The 22,979-nt window shown below is 71.4% G+C and carries 21 protein-coding genes and 1 pseudogene; 17 read left to right on the forward strand and 5 right to left on the reverse strand.

Annotated elements, in window-relative coordinates; translation table 11 throughout:
- The first annotated feature begins 36 nt into the window (after positions 1 to 36).
- The 7 genes from AC6EXY_RS19565 to AC6EXY_RS19595 all read left to right on the forward strand — a co-directional run bounded on the left by AC6EXY_RS19565 (position 37) and on the right by AC6EXY_RS19595 (position 6,127).
- On the forward strand, positions 37 to 789 hold the full coding sequence (locus tag AC6EXY_RS19565; RefSeq protein ID WP_101830246.1) for an SDR family oxidoreductase: 753 nt from the start codon (positions 37 to 39) through the stop codon (positions 787 to 789).
- Positions 790 to 1,167: 378 nt separating this feature from the next.
- Entirely contained in the window at positions 1,168 to 1,728 is a 561-nt protein-coding gene (locus tag AC6EXY_RS19570) for an RNA polymerase sigma factor (RefSeq protein ID WP_101830247.1), read from the forward strand.
- Positions 1,725 to 2,663, forward strand: a complete 939-nt coding sequence (locus AC6EXY_RS19575) for a zf-HC2 domain-containing protein (RefSeq protein ID WP_101830248.1) — start codon at positions 1,725 to 1,727, stop codon at positions 2,661 to 2,663. The genes AC6EXY_RS19570 and AC6EXY_RS19575 overlap by 4 nt, the downstream gene beginning before the upstream one ends.
- Positions 2,660 to 3,355 (forward strand): hypothetical protein, encoded by a 696-nt coding sequence (locus AC6EXY_RS19580; RefSeq protein WP_101830249.1) that lies wholly within the window; start codon positions 2,660 to 2,662, stop codon positions 3,353 to 3,355. The genes AC6EXY_RS19575 and AC6EXY_RS19580 overlap by 4 nt, the downstream gene beginning before the upstream one ends.
- Positions 3,352 to 4,179, forward strand: coding sequence for an ABC transporter permease (locus AC6EXY_RS19585; RefSeq protein ID WP_101830250.1), 828 nt, complete (start codon positions 3,352 to 3,354; stop codon positions 4,177 to 4,179). The genes AC6EXY_RS19580 and AC6EXY_RS19585 overlap by 4 nt, the downstream gene beginning before the upstream one ends.
- Before the next feature lie 42 nt (positions 4,180 to 4,221).
- Entirely contained in the window at positions 4,222 to 5,082 is an 861-nt protein-coding gene (locus AC6EXY_RS19590; RefSeq protein ID WP_101830251.1) for an ABC transporter ATP-binding protein, read from the forward strand.
- A gap of 256 nt (positions 5,083 to 5,338) precedes the next feature.
- A complete protein-coding gene (locus AC6EXY_RS19595; RefSeq protein ID WP_101830252.1) occupies positions 5,339 to 6,127 on the forward strand; it encodes a Fic family protein in 789 nt (262 codons plus the stop codon).
- Positions 6,128 to 6,535: 408 nt separating this feature from the next.
- Here the strand turns inward: AC6EXY_RS19595 and AC6EXY_RS19600 are convergent, their stop codons facing one another.
- Positions 6,536 to 7,183, reverse strand: coding sequence for a dihydrofolate reductase family protein (locus tag AC6EXY_RS19600; protein ID WP_101833089.1), 648 nt, complete (start codon positions 7,181 to 7,183; stop codon positions 6,536 to 6,538).
- A 228-nt stretch (positions 7,184 to 7,411) separates the two neighbouring features.
- Here AC6EXY_RS19600 and AC6EXY_RS19605 point away from each other — a divergent pair, with 228 nt between their 5' ends.
- Complete coding sequence (locus AC6EXY_RS19605) at positions 7,412 to 9,121, forward strand: plasmid pRiA4b ORF-3 family protein (protein WP_499817731.1); 1,710 nt, start codon at positions 7,412 to 7,414, stop codon at positions 9,119 to 9,121.
- A gap of 129 nt (positions 9,122 to 9,250) precedes the next feature.
- Here AC6EXY_RS19605 and AC6EXY_RS19610 read toward each other — a convergent pair whose 3' ends face one another.
- Positions 9,251 to 10,177 (reverse strand): TIGR03620 family F420-dependent LLM class oxidoreductase, encoded by a 927-nt coding sequence (locus tag AC6EXY_RS19610; protein ID WP_101833087.1) that lies wholly within the window; start codon positions 10,175 to 10,177, stop codon positions 9,251 to 9,253.
- A 110-nt stretch (positions 10,178 to 10,287) separates the two neighbouring features.
- Here AC6EXY_RS19610 and AC6EXY_RS19615 point away from each other — a divergent pair, with 110 nt between their 5' ends.
- The 4 genes and pseudogenes from AC6EXY_RS19615 (at position 10,288) to AC6EXY_RS19630 (ending at position 13,266) form a co-directional block, all read left to right on the forward strand.
- On the forward strand, positions 10,288 to 10,887 hold the full coding sequence (locus AC6EXY_RS19615) for a TetR/AcrR family transcriptional regulator (RefSeq protein ID WP_207770404.1): 600 nt from the start codon (positions 10,288 to 10,290) through the stop codon (positions 10,885 to 10,887).
- A gap of 44 nt (positions 10,888 to 10,931) precedes the next feature.
- Complete coding sequence (locus tag AC6EXY_RS19620; RefSeq protein ID WP_499817730.1) at positions 10,932 to 11,507, forward strand: IS607 family transposase; 576 nt, start codon at positions 10,932 to 10,934, stop codon at positions 11,505 to 11,507.
- Positions 11,504 to 12,842: pseudogene (tnpB, locus tag AC6EXY_RS19625) on the forward strand (IS607 family element RNA-guided endonuclease TnpB). Before AC6EXY_RS19620 ends, tnpB begins: the two are co-directional and overlap by 4 nt.
- Complete coding sequence (locus tag AC6EXY_RS19630; RefSeq protein WP_499817729.1) at positions 12,832 to 13,266, forward strand: dihydrofolate reductase family protein; 435 nt, start codon at positions 12,832 to 12,834, stop codon at positions 13,264 to 13,266. Before tnpB ends, AC6EXY_RS19630 begins: the two are co-directional and overlap by 11 nt.
- Before the next feature lie 65 nt (positions 13,267 to 13,331).
- On the opposite strand, the gene AC6EXY_RS19635 is transcribed toward AC6EXY_RS19630, so the two are convergent.
- Together AC6EXY_RS19635 and AC6EXY_RS19640 are read right to left on the reverse strand one after the other, a co-directional pair.
- Complete coding sequence (locus AC6EXY_RS19635; RefSeq protein ID WP_499842384.1) at positions 13,332 to 14,333, reverse strand: cold shock domain-containing protein; 1,002 nt, start codon at positions 14,331 to 14,333, stop codon at positions 13,332 to 13,334.
- A gap of 172 nt (positions 14,334 to 14,505) precedes the next feature.
- Entirely contained in the window at positions 14,506 to 16,359 is a 1,854-nt protein-coding gene (locus tag AC6EXY_RS19640) for a glycosyltransferase family 2 protein (RefSeq protein ID WP_101835950.1), read from the reverse strand.
- Between the two features lie 485 nt (positions 16,360 to 16,844).
- Between AC6EXY_RS19640 and AC6EXY_RS19645 the strand changes: the two genes are divergently transcribed.
- The gene (locus AC6EXY_RS19645; RefSeq protein WP_243408126.1) at positions 16,845 to 17,966 is read left to right on the forward strand and encodes a glycoside hydrolase family 53 protein; all 1,122 of its coding nucleotides are present in this window, start codon (positions 16,845 to 16,847) and stop codon (positions 17,964 to 17,966) included.
- A gap of 110 nt (positions 17,967 to 18,076) precedes the next feature.
- On the opposite strand, the gene AC6EXY_RS19650 is transcribed toward AC6EXY_RS19645, so the two are convergent.
- Positions 18,077 to 19,066 carry a LysR family transcriptional regulator gene (locus AC6EXY_RS19650; protein WP_101835952.1) on the reverse strand — a complete coding sequence of 330 codons (990 nt, stop codon included), beginning with the start codon at positions 19,064 to 19,066 and terminating at the stop codon, positions 18,077 to 18,079.
- Positions 19,067 to 19,160: 94 nt separating this feature from the next.
- On the opposite strand from AC6EXY_RS19650, the gene AC6EXY_RS19655 reads away from it, so the two are divergent.
- The 4 genes from AC6EXY_RS19655 to AC6EXY_RS19670 all read left to right on the forward strand — a co-directional run bounded on the left by AC6EXY_RS19655 (position 19,161) and on the right by AC6EXY_RS19670 (position 22,938).
- Entirely contained in the window at positions 19,161 to 19,643 is a 483-nt protein-coding gene (locus AC6EXY_RS19655) for a group II truncated hemoglobin (RefSeq protein ID WP_101835990.1), read from the forward strand.
- 187 nt (positions 19,644 to 19,830) lie between these two features.
- On the forward strand, positions 19,831 to 20,760 hold the full coding sequence (locus AC6EXY_RS19660) for an SDR family NAD(P)-dependent oxidoreductase (RefSeq protein WP_101835954.1): 930 nt from the start codon (positions 19,831 to 19,833) through the stop codon (positions 20,758 to 20,760).
- A 133-nt stretch (positions 20,761 to 20,893) separates the two neighbouring features.
- Positions 20,894 to 22,186: a sensor histidine kinase gene (locus AC6EXY_RS19665; RefSeq protein WP_243408127.1), complete on the forward strand. Its 1,293-nt coding sequence runs from the start codon at positions 20,894 to 20,896 to the stop codon at positions 22,184 to 22,186.
- A complete protein-coding gene (locus AC6EXY_RS19670) occupies positions 22,183 to 22,938 on the forward strand; it encodes a response regulator transcription factor (RefSeq protein WP_101835958.1) in 756 nt (251 codons plus the stop codon). The genes AC6EXY_RS19665 and AC6EXY_RS19670 overlap by 4 nt, the downstream gene beginning before the upstream one ends.
- Positions 22,939 to 22,979: the final 41 nt, after the last annotated feature.

Below are 22,979 nucleotides of genomic sequence, written 5' to 3' on the forward strand. Positions count from 1 at the left end.
GTCGGTCTTCCTTACCCCACCCTGGAGAAGCAGAGCATGATCCAGCCCAGCCCGGCCCCGGCAGCGCTGATCACCGGAGGCACCACCGGCATCGGCCTCGCCACCGCCCGCGTGCTCCACGAGCACGGCTACGCCGTTCTGGTGACCGGCCGCAATCCCGACACCCTCGCGGAAGCCAGACGCACTCTGCCAGGGGAGGTCACCGTGTTCCGCGCCGACGCCCGCTCAATCGCCGACGCCGAGGCGCTCGCCACCGAACTACGGCAGCGGTTCGGCACCCTTCGGCTTGCCTTCCTCAACGCCGGAATCGCGCGGCTCACACCGCTGGAAACCCTCGACGAGGAAAGCTACGACCAGCACTTCGACATCAACGTCAAGGGGCAACTTTTCACACTGCAGAGAATTCTGCCGCTGCTCGGGACAGGTAGCTCGGTGATCTTCACCAGCTCGGTGGTCTCCGACAAGGCCCAGCCCGGCATGGCGGTCTACGCCGCGACCAAGGGCGCCCAGCTTGCGCTGGTACGCACTCTCGCCGCGGACCTGGCGCCGCACGGCATTCGTGTCAATGCGGTCAGCCCCGGCATGATCCAGACACCCGCTCTCGACAAGAGCGGCATCCACGCCGAAGCGCTAGACGACTTCAGGAACACCATGGCCGCCAAGCTGCCCCTCGGGCGTATCGGCACCGCGGAGGAAGTCGGCCGCCTCGTCGCCTTCCTGGCCTCCCCGGACGCCAGTTACATCACCGGCGCCAACATGATCGCCGACGGAGGAATGAGCACGACCTAAAGCCTGTCGCGGTTCGATCGCGCACCCTCGGCATCGTTCGCGCACCTGTGGGCGCCAACGATGAGATCTTCCCGGAGGCGGGCGCGCACGCCTACCGTGACGACCTGCCCGACGCCGAAATCAACATTCTGGACACCGGGCGCTTCGCCCTGGAGGACCACGCCGAGGTCGTCGCGCAACACATCGCCCGTTTCACCGCCCGGCTGTGGGCCCGCGCTCGAGGAGATCCACGCCGGGCCGCAGCGGCGGGGGCTGCTGCTCGCCGAGCATCTGCTCGGCTCCGGCTACCCGAGTGCCGGGCAGATCGTCCGCTCCGCCCGGTGGTGAACCGTTCGCCCCTCCGCTCGCTACCTACCTTCAGGCGGAGGAGGTGAGCGGATGGCGCGGCCCGAGCCGGGCAGCGACGAGGCGCTGTTGCGCGCGGTCGCCGCCGGCGACGCCGGCGCGCTGGCCCGGCTTTACGAGCGGCACGCCCGCACGCTGTTCGGCTACCTCCACCGGCTGGCCGGCGACCGGATGACCGCCGAGGAGATCCTCCAGGACACGATGCTGGCGGTCTGGCGGTCGGCCGCCGCGTTCGAGGGCCGCTCGAAGGCGACCACATGGCTGTTCGGGGTCGCCCGCCGCCAGGCGCACAACCGGTTACGCGGCCGGTCCGGCCCGGAGACCATCGGCGTCCCCCTGCCCGAGCGGCCCGACCAGGGCGCCGGCCCCGACGAGTTGGCGATCGCGGCGGCGGGCGGCACGCCGGTGGCCGCGGCCATCGACCGGCTGCCCGAACACCACCGCGACGTGATCGCCCTGGTGTTCGTGGCCGGTCTGCCGCTCGCCGACGTCGCCGAGGTGCTCGCTATCCCCGTCGGCACGGTGAAGAGCCGGCTGCATCACGCCCGGGCCGCCGTCGCCGCCGCGCTCACCGCCCAGGAGGTGCCCGAATGAACGAGATGCTGCCCGCGTACGCCGCCGGCTCGCTGCGCGGCGCGGACCGCGACCGAGTCCGCGCGCACCTGGCGGGCTGTGCGCGCTGCCGCGCGGACCTCGCCGCCTGGCGGGCGATCGCGGATGCCTCGGCGCCGGGCGACGCGGCACCGGACACCGCGTCGTTGGTGCGGGCCGCGCTGACCCGGAGCGCGATCGAGGGGCCCGCCGACCCACCGGGCGACGGTCCCTGGGCGAGACGCCCGCGGTACGCCGCCGCGCTGGTCGTTGCCGAGGCCCGGCTGATCCGGCTGGCCGTGCCCGTCGCCTCGGCACTGGTGATGGCGCTCGGTGTGGCCGTCGTCCTGTTTCAGGCGGTGGGCGTTACGCGGCCCGCGACCGGCGCCGACATAGTGCTCGCGCTGGTCGCCCCGATCGTGGCCGCGGCGGGTGTCGCCGGCACGTACCGGTCACGACGGGACCCGGCCGCCGAACTGGTCGCCGCCACCCCGACGGCCGGCCCGCTGTTGTTGCTGGTACGTCTCGCGCTGGTGTTCGGGTACGACCTGGCGCTCGCGGTGGCGGCCTCCGTCGCGCTGACCGCTTCCGGGGCGGGCGGGGCGGCGAGCGGGGCGGCGAGCCTGCACGCGCTGATCGCCGCCTGGCTCGGGCCGATGGCGCTGCTGTCCTCTGTCAGCCTGCTCGTCGCCGTCCGGTTCGGTCCGGACGTCGCGCTCGGCGCAGCCATCGGGCTGTGGGTGGTCCGGGTGCTGGCGGGCGGCGTGTTCGCCGGCGACGCCTGGTTGGCGAGGTTCATCGTGGACGCCTGGTCGACGAACGCGGCGGTCCTCGGCGTGAGCGCCGTGTTCGGGATCGCCGCGGTGATGATGGCCGGGCGCCTCGGTCCGTACGACGGTGAACCGAACGGTGGCTGGCGCGCTACTCACCCGATGTGAGACCACTGACGCTCTGGCGGTACGAGGCACGCCGGGCGGGATGGGCGGCCCTGCTCGGTCCGCCGATCGCCGTCGCGGTGGGTGTCTCGGCCGCGCTCGCGAACCCCCGGCCGGGCGAAGCGACGACCGCCCGCATCCTGCTCGGCGCGTGCGAGATGGCCGTGCCGCTCGCCGCCGGTGTCGCCTGCGCCTCGCTGGTCGGGCGGGACCCGGCCGTGGAGCTGCAGCTCGCCGCGCCTACGCCCTACCGCGTCACGCTGCTGCGGCGCATGGCGATGACGCTGGGCTGGGCCGCTGTGGTCGCCGGGCTGACGGCGGCCCTGCTGGTCGCGACCGGCTGGTGGGCGCGCTGGCCGGCCAGTCATGGGCCGTTCGCCGGGCAGCTCACCTGGGTGGCGCCGACCGCGGGCCTGGGAGCCGTGGGCTTCGCGGCGGGCGCCGTGTTCCGCGCCCCGGCGGCGGCCGGCGCACTGGTCACCACGCTCTGGACGCTCCAGCAACTCTTCGCCGACCTGGCGCAGCGTCACCTGCCGGGGCGGCTGCTCTACCTGTTCGCCACGACCCGCGGCGCGGTGCCCGGCGACTGGGCCGAGAACCGGCTGGCGCTGCTCGGCGCGGCGGCCACGCTCGTCGCGCTGGCCCTGGTCGTGCTGGCCCGCTCCGAACGGCTCATCGGCGAGGAGGACGAATGACCAGCCAGACGGCGCGCACGCTCGGCGCGAGCCTGAGATACGAGTTCCGCATGCAGATCCGCAAACGGGCGGTGTGGATCGTGCCCGCGCTGACCGTCGCGCTGTTCCTGCTGATCGGCGGCAGTCTGCTGCGTGACCTGTTCGACAAGGGCGAGCGACCGGCCGAAGCTCGGACCGCCGTCGTCGGCCTGGCGGTCCAGGTGCTCGCGCTGCTGTCGATCGGGTACGGCTGCCTGCTCGCCGACCGGCTCATCCGCGACGACCGGCTGCGGGTGGCCCCGGTCCTGGACGCCACGCCCGCCCGGCCGGGTGCCCGGCTCGTCGGCAAGTACCTCGGCACGGCCGCCGCGACAGCCGTACCGATCCTGGCGGTGTACCTCGGCCTCGCCGCGGTGTACGCGGTACACACCGGCGCCCCGCACGCGCTCGGCTGGGCGCTGGCCACCTGCGCCGTAGTGATCGCGCCGGGCCTGCTGTTCGTGGCCGCCCTCGCGCTGACGGTACCCCTGATCATGCCGGCGCCGCTGTTTCGCGTGATCTTCGTCGGCTACTGGCTCTGGGGCAACGTCGCCGCGCCGGACATGATGCCGACGCTCGCGCGGACCCTCATCCACCCTCTCGGCGGCTACCCGCTCGACGCGCTGCTCGACTTCCACGGCATCGACGGCGACGACACCTGGGCCGGCCCGGTACCCAGCGCCACGCTGAACTTCCTGCGGCCGGACCCGACACCCACGACCGCCTGGCTGTCCATCACGGTGCTGCTGGTGCTCGCGGCCGCCGCACTCGCCGGAGGCCACGCGGTGCGCGCCCGCCGAGCCTGACACCCGCTGAACGACGACGAACCGACGAACCGAGGAAACCCCATGCGGATCGAGATCTCCGGCCTGACGAAGACGTACCGCGGCGGGGTGGCCGCCCTCGACGGCCTGGACCTGACCGTGCCCACCGGCATGTTCGGGCTGCTCGGCGCGAACGGCGCAGGCAAGACCACGCTGATGCGCATCCTCGCCGGCCTGGTACGGCCGACGTCCGGCCAGGTCACCGTGGGCGGGCACGACATGAGCACGGGCGCGGGGCGCACCGCCGTGCAGCGCGGCCTCGGCTACCTGCCGCAGGACCTCGGTGTCTATCCCGACCTGACGGCGCGCCAGTTCCTCGACTACGTCGCGCTGCTCAAGGGCGTGGACGACCGCATGGCGCGCCGCCGGCGCGTCGGGGAACTGCTCGAGGTGGTCGCCCTGACCGGGGACGCCGACCGCCGGCTGCGCGGCTTCTCCGGCGGGATGCGGCAACGGGTCGGCATCGCGCAGGCACTGCTCGCCGACCCACGGCTGCTGATCGTGGACGAGCCGACCGCGGGACTCGACCCACAGGAGCGGATCCGCTTCCGCACCCTGCTGTCCCAGTTCGCCGGCCAGCGCACCGTGCTGCTGAGCACCCACATCGTCGACGACATCGCGCAGACCTGCCGCGACGTGGCGGTGCTCGCCAGGGGCCGGCTCGCCTTCCGCGGCACGGTGGACGAGCTGACTCACCGCGCGCGGGGCCAGGTGTGGTCGATCGTCACCGACGGGCCGCCGCCAGCCGAGGGCACGGTCGTGTCCGCGCTGCCGCACGAGGGCGGCACGCGGTACCGGGTCGTGGCACCCGCGGCGCCGGACCCGCGGGCCCGGCCGGTGGAGCCCGCCCTCGAGGACGGGTACCTCGCGCTGACCACACGGTGAACCGCGCCCGGCCGCCGACAGCTGCTCGCCTGGCCCGCTCACAGCACGTCACCAGCCGTCGCGGCACTCGCGCGAGCCGCCCACGCGGCCAGTCCGGGCGGAGAGCCCGCCCGCATCACCTGATCAACAAGTTGGTCTAACACGCGCTTCGGCCAGTACCGTTCCCGACCTGGCATGCCGCGGTCCCCGTATCGTTGGATCACAGACATGGCTGGCGACATATGCCGGTCGCGCGCGGCTCCGAGGAGGTGCGATCATGGCGACGATCGAGGCGATGCTGGCTGCGATGGGGTTCACCTGGGACCGGTCCGCCGTACGGCGGGACATTCCACGGTTCTCGGTCGAGCGCGCCGTCTGGCGGTTTCGCCAGTCGCTGCCGGAGTACGTGTGGGACGCCGCAGTGCTCGAGGGCAACCCGTTCACCTACCCCGAAGTCCAGACACTCCTGGACGGGATCACCGTTGGCGGACGGAAGGTCAGCGACGAACGTCAGATCCTGAACCTCGCCGAGGCGGCGAACGAACTCGCCCGGCTCGTCAGGACGGGCGAGTTCCGGCTCTCCAAAGAGATCTCCGACAGGCTCCAGTTCCTCCTCGCCCGGGACGAGGCACTGGAGTCAGGCCACTTCCGCGGCGAGGGCAAGGAGACTCTCACCCCGGGCGTCAGCCTCGGACAGCATGGTCGCTACCTGCCACCCGCTACCGAGCGCGGTGGCGAGAACCTGCGTCGCATCCTCTCTCAGGGGCTGGAATTCCTGGCCGCCGAGATCGACGCCGAGTTCGAGCAGGCGATCGCCTATTTTCTCTTCTGCTCGCTTCAGCAGTTCTACTACGACGGCAACAAACGCACCGCCCGCTACCTGATGAATGGTCATCTCATGTCCCACGGGATGGACGCCATCAGCGTCCCGGCCGCACGCCGCCACGAGTTCAACACCGAGATGGTGGACTTCTTCCGGCGCAAGGACGGTACGGGCATGTTTGGTTTTCTGACATCCTGCCGGCTCGCCGCCGATGACGGGGTCATACCGCCAGACGGCGACTAGAAACTCACCCGGCCGTCCCCCGATCTCGGACGCCCGTGATGCGCATGGTATTGAAGATGCCCGCGGGCCGGGCGCTCCTGCCGAGTCTCCTGGAACGGCAGGGCGTCGTCATCACCATCTCCTCGATCGGCGCCCGAGCCGCGTTCCAACCAGTCGACATGGACAGGTGTACGCCCAGGACGGCCATTTCCTCTTCCAGATCGACATCGGCTGAGCCGGAGGACCCACAAAGATAAATAACCAGCACGCTGCGCGCCTATGAACGTGCCGCAGGCGCGCGAGTCGCCGGCCCGGGATGAGTACGACGCGGCCGGATGGACCGGCCCGCCGGATCAGGCGCGCGGACCCAGGAACGGGCCACCCGCCCTCCGCGTTCCACGACGTATTACGTCGCCGCGGGTCGTGGCCTCAGTCGTCGTGCCCCGCGCCGCGATCAGGCGCGCTCATGTCCCCCGTCCCGGGCGTGCCATCGGCGAGCCCGTAGCGCAGGTACACGGTGCCCTTCGGGCTTGCTACCGGTGGTTCGAGGAGCGTGACGTTCGTGGGCACCGCGCCACCGTCGAACACCTTCTTCCCGACGCCGAGCACGATCGGGTAGAGCCAGAGGTCGAGACGGTCGAAGAGCCTTTCCCGCAGGAGCGTCTGCACCAGGTTCAGGCTCCCGACGACCTTCACCCGCTCGTGCCGGTCACGGATCTCGCGCACCGCGCCGGCGAGGTCCGGGCCGAGCTGGCTGGACCCGGCCCACGACAGGTCGGGCCGGCCGCGGGAGGCCACGTACTTCGGGACGCTGTTGAACAGCGTGGCGATCTCGTTGTCCTGGCCGCCGCTCTCCTGGTGCGGCCAGTAGCCGGCGAAGATCTCGTACGTCCGCCGGCCGAGCAGCAACGCGTCCGTGCCCTCGTACGTGGCGGCGATCTGCGCCCCGGTGAGCTCGTCCACCATGGGCGCCTGCCAGCCGCCGTAGGTGAACCCCACCGGGTCCTCGTCGGGGCCGCCAGGCGCCTGCCCGACGAGGTCGAGGGTCGCGAACATCTCGATGTGGATGAGGCCCATGGCGTGCTCCCGAGGAGGTGTCGAGTCCCAGTCCGGAACAGATGGAGGAGCCGGGGTCAGCTCATGGGGCCAGGACCGGCCCGACCGTATCGCGTGCCGCCCTTGCGGAATCCGCTGGTCGGCGCTCACCGGGCCCCGCGTGGCGCCGGGTCCTGTACATCCTCGTGCGTGGCGGCTATCTGGCCCCACCGACCAGCAGGCACCACCGGGTGCATGCAGACTTGGGGCATGAGCCCCGTGAGCCGCGGTCGCAAGAACGGAAAGAAGCCCTCCCCCAAGGAGTCGGCACCGGCCAGGCGCACATCGCGGCCCGCACTGTCCTCCGTGCCGGACATCCGTGACCAGTCTCCGCGGTCTCATGACGACAGCGAGACGGAGCTGCGCGCGTTCACCGCCGACATGCTCGAGATGGGCGGGGTACTCCGCGAGAACGACGACCCGCTGATGGCGGAGGTGGCCGGTGCGACGTTGGCCGTGCTTGACGCCCTCACCGAAGGCTCCGTCCTCACCGAAGGCTCCGTCGGGACGGCGTTCCTTCAGGAGATCGTGCCGCGACTGGAGGCCGCGGCGACCGGGGACGCTCTCGCGGTGCTGCTGGCGGTGGGTTCCGTCGCGTCGGGGCCGGTCAGTGCCGCCGCGGATGCCGCCGCCGGCCGGCTCGCCGCCGCCGGGGTCTCCCGGCCGCGATGGGCGGACGAGTTGACGGCGCCGCTGGTGGCCGGCGACTTCCAGCGCCGGTACGACGACGAAGGCGTCGCCGTCTTCCTGAGCTGCACCGTCGAACGGGCTGGCCGGCCGCACGCGTTCCTGGTACATGTCGACCCATCGGCCTGCGGTGAGGCCGCGGACCTCCTCGTCCTCCCGGCCGAGGACCTTCCCAGGGTTCTGGAGGAGATCACCGCCGCGGCTCGCAAGGACAAGGTCAGGCTACGAACCGAGACGCTGGACGCCGAGGAGTTCCGCTGGCAGGTCGAGAACGCCCTCGACGCGCGGGCGGTGCACGACGGCGAGCTCCCGTTCGAGGACGACGAGGAAGCCGCCCCCTTCCTCCGGTTCGGCGAGGACGACGCGATCCCCTTCGGTGAGGAGGACGGCGAGGACGGGCCGCCGTACGAGGCGCTGGCGTTCGTGCTGCGCTCGCGCCTCGCGACGCTCCCGACCCCTCGGAAGCCACCCGCGCCGCACGCGGACGACGACGAGGACGACGGGATCGAGGTGTTCGGCGGCATGGCCGGCCTCGTCAGGATGCTGGACGAGCGGGGGATGGACCCGGCCGCGGTCGCCACGGGCCTGCTGGCGAACCTGACCGGACGGCCCGGCCTACCGGCGGTGGGCCGTCCGCCGACACCGCCGCTTCCGAAGAAGCCGAAGCGGGCCAAGGAGCAGCAGGCCCCGATCTACCAGGTCAAGATAGGGCTACGCGGCGCGAAACCACCGATCTGGCGACGGTTGGAGGTGCCAGCCGACACCAGCCTGACCCGCCTGCACGCCATCCTCCAGGCAGCGTTCGGCTGGGACGACAGCCATCTGCACGTCTTCGAGACGCCCTACGGCAGGTTCGGCACGCCGGACGCGGATCTTGGCCAGCACGCCGAGAGGCCGGTGTCGCTGGAGCAGGTGCTTCCCGACGTCAAAGCAAAGATCGGTTATACCTACGATTTCGGCGACGACTGGGAGCATCAGATCGTCCTCGAGAAGATCCTCGATCCCGACCCATCCGTCCGGTATCCGCGCTGCACCGGCGGGCGTCGCGCGGCCCCGCCGGACGACTGCGGCGGCGTCTGGGGCTACGGGGCGCTCCTGGAGATCCTGGACGATCCCGCTCATCCGGAGCACCACGAGCGGCTGGAATGGCTGGGCCTCGACAACCCGGCCGACCTCGACCCCACCAGGTTCGACGCCCAGGAAGTGACAGCCGCGCTGTCCCGCCTCCGCTGATGGTGGCGCGACGCCTCGTCCGACGGTCGACAGCACCACGTGAGGTTGGATGTTGGGCCATGCGGGCGATCATGGCCGCGCGGTTCGGCCCTCCTGCCGATCTGGAACTGGTCGACCTGCCCACACCTCCTACGACATGGGCGCCAGGCCGCGCAGGACCGGGGCGAGCTCACGCCATTCGCGGTCCGGCAGCGTGGCGGGGTCCGCGGTGAGGATCTGAACGCACACGTGGTCCGCGCCCGCGTCGAAGTGCTGACGTACGCGGTCCTGAATCACCTGGGCATCTCCATGGGCGACGATCGCGTCGACCAGTCGACGGCTGGGGCCGGCGATGTCGGTCTCATCGAAGCCCAGCCGCCGGATGTTCGCGGCGTGGTGCGCAGCCATGGACCCGTAGGCACCGACGTGCGCCGTGGCGACCTCGCGGGCCCGGTCGGCGTCGGAGTCCAGCACGACCGCCTGCTCGACGCCGAGGAACGCCGCCGAGCCCATGATCTCTCGTGCCCTCCGGGTGTGTTCGACGGGCACGAAGTACGGGTGCGCCCCCCAGGTCCGTTCCGCTGCCAGCGACAACATCTTCGGACCGAGCGCGGCCAGCACCCGACGCGGGGCCGGGCGTGGCGACGGGCCGTGGACGGGGACCGCGTCCATGGCCGCCAGGTAGGAGGCCATGGACGACACCGCCCGACCCGACGCGGGTAGGGGGTAGCCGTCCAGGGTGTGGATGGTGTCGTCGACTCGATGTCCGCCGAGGCCGAGGAGATAACGCCCTGGGAATGCCTCGCCCAACGCGCGGGTCATGGTCGCCATGGCGATCGGGTCGCGAAACGCGATGTGCGCGATGCCCGACGCGACGGTGATCCGCTGGGTGGCCGACAGCAGCAGCCACGCCTGGCTCGCCGTGTCACGGCCAAATGACTCCCCGAACCAGATCGCGCCGTAGCCCAGCTCCTCGATCTCCGCGGCGGCCTCCCGCACGCGACCGACGGGCTGACCGTCGAACGCCATCGTCCAGATGCCGACTTGACCGAGCGCGTGCCTCTGATCCTCGTCCATCGCTACCCTTCGATCTTCAGCCACTAAGCGGATAGTCTGTCCGCTTATTCGTGACTAAGATACGGACAGCATGTCCGTTTGTCCATGTCCGGCGACGGAAGGGAGGGATGATGACGGCTGGGCGCACTCCCGCGCAACGCCCCACCCGCGCCGACGCTCGGCGCAACCGAGAACACCTGCTCGCCGTCGCGCGCGAGACGTTCGACGAAGCCGGACCCGACGCATCCCTGGTCGAGATCGCTCGCCGCGCCGGCGTCGGGCAGGGAACCCTCTACCGGCACTTCCCGACGCGCGCCGCCCTGCTGCGGGCCGTCCTCGCCAGCCGCATCGAGACGTTGTGCCGGCGGGCGGCGGAGCTGTCCGCCAACGAGTCCCCGGGCGACGCACTGGCCGCCTGGCTGCGGCTGCTCCTCGACCACGCACGCCTCAACCAGGGGCTCGCCGGCGCCTTCATGCTGGAGGGCCCCGAGGCGTCGGCCGTCGACTGTCACCGGGTCATCACGGACGCGGCCGCCGACCTCCTTGGCCACGCCCAGCGGACCGGGGCAGCCCGCCCGGACCTGAGTTCGAGTGACCTCATCCAGCTCGTCGTCGGGATCGCCCTCGCCACTGCCCGCAGCGATGATGTCGGTCAGGCTGACCGTCTGCTCACGTTGGCACTCGACGCGGTGCGCCGGAACCCTCCAACCGGCAGGGTTGTGAACTGCTGACTAGCAGCACTCAATAGGCTGCTCCAGGCGCCTATAATGGTCAGGTGAACCTGAAGGAGTGGGCCGAGTCGCAGGGCGTCGCGTACGTGACCGCCCGGCGCTGGTACGCGGCTGGCACGCTCCCGGTCCCCGCCCGCAAGGTTGGCGGCCTGATTCTGGTCGGCGACGTCGAGACACGGCTGGTGCCATCCGGTGTGACGGCGGTGTACGCCCGGGTGTCGTCCGCTGACCAGAAGGCCGACCTGGACCGGCAGGTCGCCCGGGTCACCGTATGGGCGGCCGGGCAGGGCCTACCTGTTGGCCGGGTCGTCACCGAGGTCGGTTCGGTGTTGAACGGCGACCGCGGGAAGTTGTTCGCGTCGCTGGGCGACCCGGGGGTGAGCACGATCGTCGTGGAGCACCGCGACAGGTTCGCTCGGTTCGGCGCCGAGGATGTCGAGGCCGTGCTGTCCGCGCAGGGCCGGCGGCTGCTGGTGGTCGACCCGGCCGAGGTCGACGATGATCTGGTCCGGGACATGACGGAGATCCTGACGTCGCTGTGCGCCCGGTTGTACGGCCGCCAGACCGCCGCGGATCGTGCCCGCCGGGCGGTCGCCGCCGCGACCGAGGACGCCGGGTGAGGACGCTGCAGGCGTATCGGTTCGCGCTCGACCCGAACGACGCCCAGGCCGTGAAGCTGTCCCGTCACGCCGGGGTGGCCCGGTTCGCCTACAACTGGGGTGTGGCCCGGGTGAAGGCCGCGTTCGCTCAGCGCGACGCCGAGATGTCGTACGGCCAGGGCGGCGATCAGCTCACGCCGGTGCCGTGGACGCTGCCCGCGCTGCGGCTGGCGTGGAACACGGCCAAGCATGATGTCGCGCCGTGGTGGGGCGAGTGTTCGAAGGAGGCGTACTCGGCCGGGCTGGACCGTCTCGCCCGCGCGTTGAAGAACTTCTCCGACTCGAGGAAGGGCGCCCGTGGGGGCCGTCGGGTCGGTTTCCCCCGGTTCAAAAAGCGCGGGAAGGCCCGGGGCTCGTTCCGGTACACGACCGGTGCCTACGGCCCGGCCGGTGACCGGTATGTGAAGCTGCCCCGGATCGGTCGGGTGAAGGTCCACGAGCCGATGGGCGCGCTCACCTCACGGCTCGCCGACGGCGCGGCTGCTCGGCGCGACCGTGTCCCGGACCGCCGGCCGCTGGTTCGTGTCGTTCACCGTGCAGGTCGACCGCGACGTTCCCGAGAGCCCGTCGCCCCGGCAGCGTGCCGGCGGTACGGTCGGCGTCGACGCGGGCGTGAAGCACCTTGCCGTGCTCTCGACCGGCGAGCAGGTCGCCAACCCGAAGCCGCTGACCCGCTCGCTGCGAAAAGCGTCGCGGGCCTACGCCCGGTCGAAACCGGGCAGCGCCGGCCGCCGGCAGCGCGCGGCCCGACTCGCGACGATCCACGCTCACGTCGCCCACCAGCGCCGCGATGGGCTGCACAAGCTCACCACCCGGCTCGCCCGGTCCTACGACACGATCGTCGTCGAGGATCTGCACGTAGCCGGGATGGTGCGTAACCGGCGGCTCTCCCGCGCCGTGGCCGACACGGGGATGGCCGAGATCCGCCGCCAGCTCACCTACAAAACCGGCTGGTACGGCTCGCGGCTGCACATCGCGGACCGCTGGTACCCATCGTCGAAGACGTGTTCCGGCTGCGGCTGGCGAAACCCAAGCCTGACCCTGTCGGACCGCACCTTCGCCTGCCAGTCCTGCGGACTGGCAGGCGACCGCGACGCCAACGCCGCGGTCAATCTACGTAACCTCGTCGCCGACAGTGGGTCGGAGACGGTAAACGCCCGTGGAGCCGACCATAAGACCCGCGTAAGCGGGCCGGTGGCCGTGAAACGGGAACCCGGCACGGCCACGGCCGGTCAGACCGGGACCGCCGCCCCGCAAGAGGCGGCTGCGAGACAGAGGCTTACTCATGCCTTATGACTCGCAACGGCGCAACAAGTTCGGCCCGCAGCGCGGCCCCTGGCCGGACGACGGCTGGACGGGCTGGTGGGGCGACGAGCCCCCGTTCCACACTCCGGTGTTCGTACTCACCCACCATCCCCGCCCACCGCTGGCGATGGCAGGCGGGACGACCTTCCACTTCCTCGACGCCACCCCCGCCGAGGCACTGCGCCAGGCCCGCGAGGCGGCCGACAGCCTGGACGTGCGCATCGGCGGCGGACCAACGACCGTCCACGAGTTCCTCGCCGCGGACCTGATCGACCACCTGCACGTCGTCGTGCCGATCATCCTCGGCCGCGGTGTGCGGCTCTGGGACGGTCTGGAAGGCGTGGAGAAGCGCTTCGCGGTCGAGTCGGTGACCACCCCGAGCGGCGTCACCCACGTGACCTTCACCCGGTCCTGATCACGCGGCGGGCTGCTGTCCGGACGGCGCTCCGGGCGGCCTGTCCGCCACGAGCCGACAGCGGTTCAGCCGCCCGCCCGCAGGTCCGCGCAGCTGGACTCCTCCGGCAGCAGGGGGCGCAGGCTCACCCGCCACTGCCTGCCACCCGATGTCCACGGCGTGGTCGTGGCCGCCGTGCGCGCCGCGGCCAGCAGCGCCGTGGCCCGGTCGCCGTCAGCCGTCACGCAGCTCAGGCCGACGCCGTCCCCCAGCGGTTCGCCTGGCAGCGTCGGCCCGGGCCAGGGCCGCGGGCTCTGACGCGTCGGGTCCGCGCCACACGAGCCGTCCGGCGCGCCGCCAGCCGACGGCGACGCACCCGCGGCCGCACCCGGCGCCGGCGATGCGGCTGCGCTCGAAGCAGGGGACGGAGACAGGGCTGGCGCCGAGGGCGAGCAGGGCTCGGTCCATGGCTCGGAGATCGCGGCCACCGCGGTCGGCGCATACGGCCTCGACTCACTGACCGAGCCCGCCCCGAGCGTGCCCGGCAGGTCGGTGAGCGCGTCGTACAGACTTCGGGCCGTCCGCCGCGCCGAACGCTGGTGGGCCGTCAGCCCGGAGCCGTCCGCCTCGAGCAGCGCGGGCACCTCCGCCGTCCGGATGCCGTCCGCGGTCTGGATGGTGAACCGGGTCGACGGGGCGTCCGCGATGGGAGGCTGACCGAAGTCCCGTTCCGCGGCGACGCCGGAGGCGACCGCCCGGTCGACAAGCCGGCGCACATCGGCACCCGAGATTCGCCGAAGCTGAATGTTCGGCAGCGCCGGTGGCGGGAAAATCTCGATCTGCGGGCCTTCGTCGATCACCCGGCCATCGGAATAGACCGCCAACACCGGCAGCCGGGTGGCCAGCATCGCCGGTGTCACGAATCCGCCGATTCGGTCCACCCGCAGCGCCACGGTGGCAGTTCCGCCAGGTGTTCCGGGGTTGTCGCCGGCTCCGCCGGCGGCTCCGTACACGCCGGTTCCGGCGCAGGCCGCGGCCGCGAGGACCAGCGGAACGAGGCCCGCCAGCCGGGCGCCACGCGTCAACATCGCCATGGCCCTTTGTAGCACCCTGACAATCAGAAAACGCGCGGCGGCACCTCCATGACCCGCGGCTGGGTGATGGCGGCGCGAATCGTGTCGCGAAGCCAGCACTGGGCCGGGTCCGCGTCCGGGGCGGCGCCGCCGCGCCGGACGAGGTCATGTCCCCCCGGTCACTTCGTCACCACGAGGAGATGGCCGTCCACAGCGGAGGCCAGCAGGCGACCGCGGTGGCGACCAGCGCGACCGTGAGCGTTGTCGTCGTCGCCAGCGGACGGCTCTGGCAGCGCAGCCGGGCGGCGAGGCGGGGCTCACCGGCCGCCGCGGAACGCACCTCCTGCGCCAGGACGAACACCAGCACCAGCAGGAACACCAGCGCGTCCTGCAAGGCGAACAGGAGATAGCCCGCCGTGGCACCCGAGCCGTACACGGCCAGGTAGTACCAGCAGGATGCGAGCGGTAGCACCACCATGGCGATGTAGGGCGCCACCAGCCCCAGCGGAAGGGCCGCGCCGTCCGCACCGACACCCTTCTTCGTGATCATGTAGGGCTTCTTGACCCGCAGGATGACCTGGACGAGCGCCGACAGGACGATGACCCAGCGGGCGGCGTGCAGCACCACCCCGCGCCAGGTCAGGCGGATGCCGGCGGGCACGTGCCAGGGTCGGCTCCACATCCAGATCAGCGTCGCGGCGACGGTGATCGGCACGCTGTGGGCCAGGAAGTCCAGGTAATGGACCCGCGCGATGCGCCAGTCCAGGACCAGCGCGGCCAGCGGCAGCACGAACAGTATCAGCATCGACAGCGACCAGAACGTGTACCAGGTCTGCGCGAACAGGAACTGCAGCGCCTGGCGCGGCCGGTATCGCCGCAGCAGCCGCGGCGTGTGGCGCAGCAGCACCTCGATCATCGAGTACGCCCACGCGAACTGCTGCGACAGGTAGGTCTCGAACGTCTCGGGCCCGTCGCCGACCGCGAGAACATCGGGAACGAAAACCCCTTCGTAGCCGCGCGCCGCGAGGCAGACGGTGTCGAGATGATCCTCCGCCCGGGTCGGCTGGAATCCGCCGATCTCCAGGATCGCGGCCGTGTCGTACGTGCAGTGGCTGCCGATGATGAACGGCGTCCGGGAGAATCCGTAGAAACCCATCTGGAGCGGGCCCTGGAGCCCCAGCTCCTGCTCGGCCGCGCCCCGGGCCGTCCAGTACTCGAAGTTGCCGTAGACGCTCGGTGCCTGCACCCACTTCACCACGGGATCGGCGAAGTAGCCGAGGACCTGGTCCAGGTAGTCGGTATTCGGAATGTGGTCGATGTCGAGCTGGGTGAAGTGCGTGTAGCGATGGCCGTGGGCGTCCAGCCAGCTGTTGACATTGCCGGCCTTCGTCTTGCGCTGGAACGGTGGGAACCTTCGGTTCCAGCCAACGACGCCGGCTTTTCCCCAGCGGCCCTGGTCATGCCGGCAGAAGTACCGCACTCCCATGTCACCGGCGAGCTTCTGTATCTCCGGCGAGTGGACCTTGTCGACGAGGATCCAACTGTCGTGCGGGTACCTGATCCGGCTCATCGCGACCAGCTGGCGGTGCACGATCTCCAGCGACTCGGAGCCGGGGACGGTCAGGCTGATGACGGCCACCCGACCGATCCGGCTGGCGCGCTCCGCCTGCCGCACCGGCACGGGTACCGGCCGGCGCATGTTCCCCACGAACACCATGTACATGGTGGACAAAAAGGTGCCGACGTAGAAGAAGGAGAGCGACATGAGCACGAACAACGGCAGCGAGCCAACGTTGCTGGCCTGGAGCCACCACTGCCAGAAGAAGACGACGGCACCGAGCCAGACCGCGAGAATCAGGCGATACTGCCATGTCTGCCGCCGGTCCAGCACCTTGGCCGCCTGGACCCGGGCCACCGCCCCTCGGTGCGGGCCGTCCGGGTGGTCGCGCTCCGGCAGGCGGTACTGGAGCGGAATAGTCAGCTGCCCCACACCCGTGGACGGATGGTCCGCCGACGTGTCCTCACGCAGCGCGTTCCGCACCGCTCTCCCCCATGATCAGCACGCGGATAAATGCGCGACGAAGAAACGGCCGGCGGCGGTCCCGCCGGCCCGGCAAGGACGTCCCGCAGGCCCAGCAGGCCCGCAATCAGGTCCGTTCACGCAGTTTGAGAAGGCGATCGACCTGCGCCATCGAAGGGCACCAAAGATCCGAAAGCCATTGATCCTAACCGGAACCGAGAGTGATCAGGTCACAAACGGTCGACCGGAAGAATGACCTGTTGACACGTCGGCTCGCCCCACGATGCGCCCCCCGGGTCCGACGGAAGGTCGCCTGACGGTCGACCTGTCTCGGACAGAATGGGACACTATGACATCGTCCAGCACATGACAACTTCTCGACAGAAAGCGACCGAACCGCGACTCTGCGAGTAGGAGATTTGCCTGGGCTACTCTCGGCATCGACCGACGTCAGGATCGGCCATTGCAGTAGAAAGCGGACATCTCGGGGCGGGGGACGAGTGCGGGTGGCCCATCTGGCGATCGCGGCGGTGGCCGTCGCCATGGTGGCGGCGTTGTTCCTGCTCCTTCAGTCGCGCACGGCGAGCCCGTCCGACGTCCTGTCCGTTCGTGGCGCGGATATCTCGTTCACCCGCCAGGAGGAGGCCGCCGGGACGACGCTCTCCGACGGCGGTCGGCAGCTTCCCCTGGAGCGGATCATCGCCGGCCGCGGCGGAACCTACGCGAGACTGCGGGTGTGGGTGAATCCGCCCGCCGGATACAGCGACGAACAATCGGCCCTGTCACTGGCCCGGCGAGCCAGGAAAGCCGGCCTGAAGATTCTCCTGGCGCCGCAGTACTCCGATTTCTGGGCGGATCCGCACGCGCAGCAGCCACCCGCGGCCTGGCGCGGCGCCGATCTCGCCGCCATGACCGCCACCGTCAGGACTTACACCCACGACCTCGTGGCGAGGTTCGCCGCCCAGGGCACCCCGATCGACATGATCCAGATCGGTAACGAGATCACCAACGGAATGCTCTGGCCACTGGGTTCGGTCCGGGACGGAACACCCACCGAATGGTCGAACCTCGCCGCCCTGGTGAACAGCGCCATCGAGGGTGCGCGCGCCGGCGCGTCAAGGACGTCCCTGCCAGTCGTCCTGCACATCGACAGCGGCGGTGACCTCGGCCGTTCGCGGTATTTCTTTGACAGTCTGATCCAGGCCGGCGTGACGTCGTTCGACATCATCGGCCTGAGCTACTACCCGTTCTGGAACGGCTCGCTGGCGAGCCTGCGGGGGAATCTCAACGTCCTCGCCACGCGTTACCAGCGAAAGATCCTGATCACGGAGACCGCCTACCCGTGGACGTTGGCCGGCGCGAAGCCGGGCGACTGGGTCACCTCGGCGGACCAGCTTCCGGACGCGCACACACTCCCGCCGAACCCGCAGGGGCAGGAACGGTACTTCGCACAGCTGCGCCAGCTCCTGCGGGAGGTACCCGACGGCCGCGGCCTGGGGTTCCTCGCCTGGGAACCCGGCTGGCTCACCGTCCCCCCGAAACCCGGCGAGGCACCCCCTGCGGCGAATCTGGCCATGTTCGACCAGCGCGGAGCCGCGCTCCCGAGCCTCGACGCCTTCGGCCCCTGATCCTCCTCGCCATTCACTCGGCGCCGATCTGACGAGCGCACCGTCCAGGAACACCGCCTGATCGCCAACATCGCACTGGACCGCCGCGCGGACAGCCTCGGCGGTCCACGTCAGCGGCGGTCGTCCTCGCTGGTGAGGAACGCGGCGGCAAGGTCCACAAGGTCGCGGGCGGGCGCCGGGAGGCCGGTGGAGTGCCAGGCCAGGGCGATGTCCGAGCCGGGTAGGTCGGTGACCTCGACGAAGGCCAGCCCAGGCCAGCGCTGGGCGAGGGCGATCGAGGCGGGGACAAGGCCGACTGCCTGGCCGCTGCGGGCGGCGTCGAGCAGGTCGTCCAGTGTGCGGCCGCGCGCGCCGATCCGGGGCGGCCGGGTGCGCCGCTCGCTGGCCCGCCAGAAGCCGCACCAGACGGGATCCGACCCGACGATGTCGATCCAGGGCAGGTCGGCGATCTCGTCGAACGTCACGCTGCGCCGGCTCGCGAGCGGATGTGCGGCCTCCAGGGCCACGAACCTCGCCTCCGTGGCGACCACGAGCAGTTCCAACCCGGAACCGGGCCCGAGGCCGGTGAACGGCGGCCGGACGATCGCGACGTCGCTGGTCCGGTTGACCAGTCCGCCGGTCGGGTCCTCGAAACCGTGATGCGTGGTGACGAGCTGGACGTCGGGATACCGCCGGGCGTAGGCGTTCAGCAGTCTCGGGGTGATCTCGACGGCAGCGGTGGCCGCCAGACCAATGCGCAGCGTGGCCGCCACGCCGGCAGCGATGTCCCGCGCGACCCGCGCACACTGGTCGGCGGCGGCGAGCAGGTCGCGCGCGTGCGGCAGCCAGCGCGTCCCGGCCTCGGTGAGCCCGACGGCACGGCTGGAACGCTCGAACAGGGCGAATCCCACCTGCGTCTCCAGCCGCGCGATCGCGCTGCTGAGCGACTGCTGGGCCACGTTCAGCCGGCGCGCGGCGCGGGTGAAGTTCAGCTCCTCGGCGACGGCGACAAAGTAGTCCAGCAGCCGCAGGTCGACGCGCGCGCCGGCGGACGGCTCGGACGATCGACCGGCGTCGGCTGTGGCGCCACCGAAAAGTTCTGTTTCCCCGACCGCGGACATCGCCCTAGCGTTCCATCCAGGTACCGTGCGGGACAGCGCGGCGGCGACCTCACCGCGACGACCGGACCACGACGGGACGGAGACCCACGGCGACATGACGGAGAGCCAAACCGTGCCGGAGAGCCACGAAGTGCCGGAGACGCTGTACGAGCACGCCGGCGGGGACGCCGCCCTGCACCGGCTCGAGGAGCTGTTCTACCAGCGGGCGCTGGCGGATCCGGTGCTCAGCACGGTCTTCCGCGAGCGGGTGCCGACCCACGTCGACCATCTCACCTGGTTCACCGCGGAGTCGTTCGGCGGGCCGGACCGCTACACCCGCGAGGTCGGGTTCCAGAACCTGATCGATGTGCACCGCGGCCTCCAGATCACCGACGAGCAGCGCGAGCGGTTCGTCGAGATGTACCTGACGGTGTTGGACGAGGCCGGGCTGCCCGACGACGCGCCCTTCCGCGCGGCGGTGCGCGAGCACGTCGAGTTCGGCGCCCAGGTCGCGCAGCAGAACTCCCGCGCCGCCACCGACGCCGATCTGCACCCCATCCGCGAGGTGCCCGCCTGGACCTGGAACCCGCAGGACTGACACCCCGCCGGCGGCTGGCGTCCACCCGTCGGGGGTGTGCCAGGGTCCAATCCCAGACTGTCCCAGCGGCCGCGTCGTCGATGGACCAGGCGGCGGAACGCCATGACCTCCAGCGCGATGCGGCACACTGGCGATGTGTGAGCTACTCGGTGCGTCCGAACAATCACCAGACGCACCGAGAGGCGATATGAGCGACGACGACGGCAGGACGCCCACCCTCGGGCGCCGCCTCCTGCTCACCGGCGCGGCCGCCGGCCTGACCGCCGAGCTGGCCAGCACGGCCCTGTCTCCCACCCCGGCCGCCGCCGCCCAGGCCGCGCCGCCGCCGGCACCGATGCGGCGGTTCGCGAACAAGGTCGTCGTCATCACGGGTGCGACGTCCGGGATCGGGCGGGCGGCGGCGATCGCCTTCGCCCGTGAGGGCGCGAAGGTCGGTTTCTGCGGCCGTCGCGAGAACCTCGGGCGTCAGGTCGAACGCGAGATCCGGGCCGCGGGCGGCACGGCGACCTACATCAAGGCCGATGTGCGCGTCCCCGCGCAGGTCGAGTCGTTCGTGAACCGGGTCGCCCAGCTGTACGGCGGGCTGCACGTCGCGTTCAACAACGCCGGCATCCAGATCGCGAAACCGATGCACGAGCTCACCGTCAACGAGTGGGACGACGTCACGCACACCAACACCCGGGGGGTCTTCCTGGCCATCAAGTACGAGGTGCCACATCTGAAACGGTCCGGCGGTGGCGTCATCGTCGTGACGGGGTCGGCGAACGAGTTCGCGAGCCGCCCCGGCCTCGGCGCCTACTCGGCGAGCAAGGGCGGCGTCACCGGAATCGTGCGCACGGCCGCGCTCGACTACGGCCCGGACGGGATCCGGGTCGCCGCGCTCTCGCCCGGCACCACCGACACGGGGCTCGCCGACGCGCGGCGGCCCCCGAATGTCACCGACGCCCAGTGGGCGCAGGCGAAGGCGGCGTTCGGGGCGGCCAACGTCGACGCGCTGCGGCGGCTGGCGCGCCCCGAGGAGATGGCCGCGGCCGCGCTCGCCCTGGCCTCCCCGGACATGAGCTTCCTGACCGGGACGTCCGTCGTGGTGGACGGCGGCATGCTCGCCGGCCTGTGACGCCAGGCCGACGGGCGTCCCGTGCCGTGCGTCGGACCGGCCACGACGGCTCCACCGGCAGGGCGGCGCGGCCGTGATGTGGCCACGTATCGTGCAGGTCAGACGAGCGCGGCGGGAACGGGCGGTGGGCTCGGTGACGACCAGAGGACCGGAGCCGGATCCGGAGCGGGTCGCCGCCATCGCGGCGGTACTGCGCACTGTCCAGATCGCCAACCTGCTCGTCTACGGGATCATCGGGGTGATGGCGGCGCTCAGCGCGATCTCGGTCGCGCCGGATGTCAGGCTGCTCGGTCTCGTCGGTCTCGCGATCGCGCCGTTCGCACTCGAAGCCGCGGGGGTGCGCCTGCCACCAGTGCTGGTGGTCGCCGTGAGCTTCGGCGCCGTCGGCGCGGTGATCGGACTGGGCGGAGCGAAGCTGGCCATGCTGATCCCGATCGCCGTCGCCGGCTGGGTCGCCCTGCGCAGCGCGTCGCTGCCGCTGAACGTTCTGGCCATGCTCGGCGTGCTGGGGCTGTCGGCCCTCCTCGAGTACGGCGGTGCGGCCGAGCAGGTCGCCGGCGGGCATCTGGACGCGGGCTCCGTCATCTGGGTGGCGGCCGCGCTCTACGGGGCGGCGACCGGATATCTCCTGCGCCGGACGCGAGAACTCGCCTTCCAGCTCGCCGCCGCACAGCACCGGCTCGCGACGGTGGCCGCCGCGGACGAACGCCGCCGCGTCGCCCAGGACGTCCACGACCTGGTCGCCCACTCCCTCGCCGTCGTGCTGCTGAACATCTCCGGTGCGCGCCGGGCGATGGGGCGCGACCCTCTGGCGGCCGACGAGGCGCTCGCCAGGGCGGAGGCGGTCGGGCGCGAGAGCATCAACGGCGTTCGCCAGGCCGTCGGTCTGCTGCGCGAGGCCGGCGGGAGCTCCGCCAGCGGTTCGGGGCCGCTGCCGGACGCCCACGATCTGGACGCCCTCGTCGAGGGCTACCGACGCGGCGGCCTTCCGGTGCGGCTGCGCGTGACCGGCGACCTCGACGACGTCGGCCCGGTCGCCGGTTCGGTGTTGTTCCGGACCGCACGGGAGTCGCTGGCCAACGTCTCCCGGCACGCCCCCGGCATGCCGGCCCGGGTGGACGTCACGATCGGCGCCGACGCCGTCCGCGTGGCCGTGGACAACGACCTGCCGTCCACTGGTCGTGTCGGCACCGGCCTGGGCCGGACCAGCGAGCCGACCGGTCTGGGGCTGACCGGCATGGCGGAGCGCGTACGGGCGCTCGGTGGGGAGTTCGCCGCCGGCGCGGTCGGGGATCAGTGGCGGCTCTCGGCCAGCATCCCGTTGGGCCTCGGCATCACCCCGCCGGCCGCTGGCGGACCGGACACCGAGCCAGTCCCGGACGGTGACTCGAGGATCAGCGATCCCAGACGGGAGTCAGGAGCATGACGACGGCATCAGGCTCGGCGGCATCGGCATCGGCATCGGCATCGGCATCGGGCGGGCCGGGACGGCCGGCGCCGATCAGGGTGCTGCTCGTCGACGACCAGGAACTGATCCGAGCCGGGATCGCGCTGGTGCTCCGTGCCGAGGAGGGCATCGAGATCGTCGGCGAGTGCGCGGACGGCGACCAGGTGGTCGACGCCGTTCGCGCGCTGCGTCCGGACATCGTCCTGCTCGACGTCCGGATGGCCAGGATGGACGGCATCGAGGCGATGCACGAGCTCGCCCGCCGCGGTTCGCCGCCACCCGTGCTGGTCCTGACCACGTTCACCGAGGACGAGGTCGTGTGGGGCGCGATGGCCGCGGGAGCCGGCGGCTTCATCCTCAAGGACCGGCCGGCGGACGACATCGTGCGGGCGATCCGGCTCGTCGCCGCGGGCGGTTCGTGGATCGACCCGGCGGCCAGCGAACGCCTACTCACCGCGGTGCGGCGCGCGCCGTCGGCCGATCCAGGCGTGCGCCGCCGCCTCGCCCGGCTGTCCGACCGCGAACGCCAGGTGCTGCGAGCGATCGCCCGGGGCGCCATCAACCGCGAGATCGCCGCCGACCTGCACGTGAGCGAACGCACTGTGAAGGCCCACGTCAGCAGCATCTTCGGCAAGCTCGAGGTCCGCGACCGCGCAGCGGCCATCGTCCTCGCCCTCGACGCCGGCATCGAGCCACCGGGCGTCGCTCCCGCGGATGCCCCGGACGGCTGATCCGCGCGGCTTCGCCCCGGTCCGTGTCGCGGAACAGGCGG

Source organism: Frankia sp. RB5 (genome assembly GCF_059816245.1).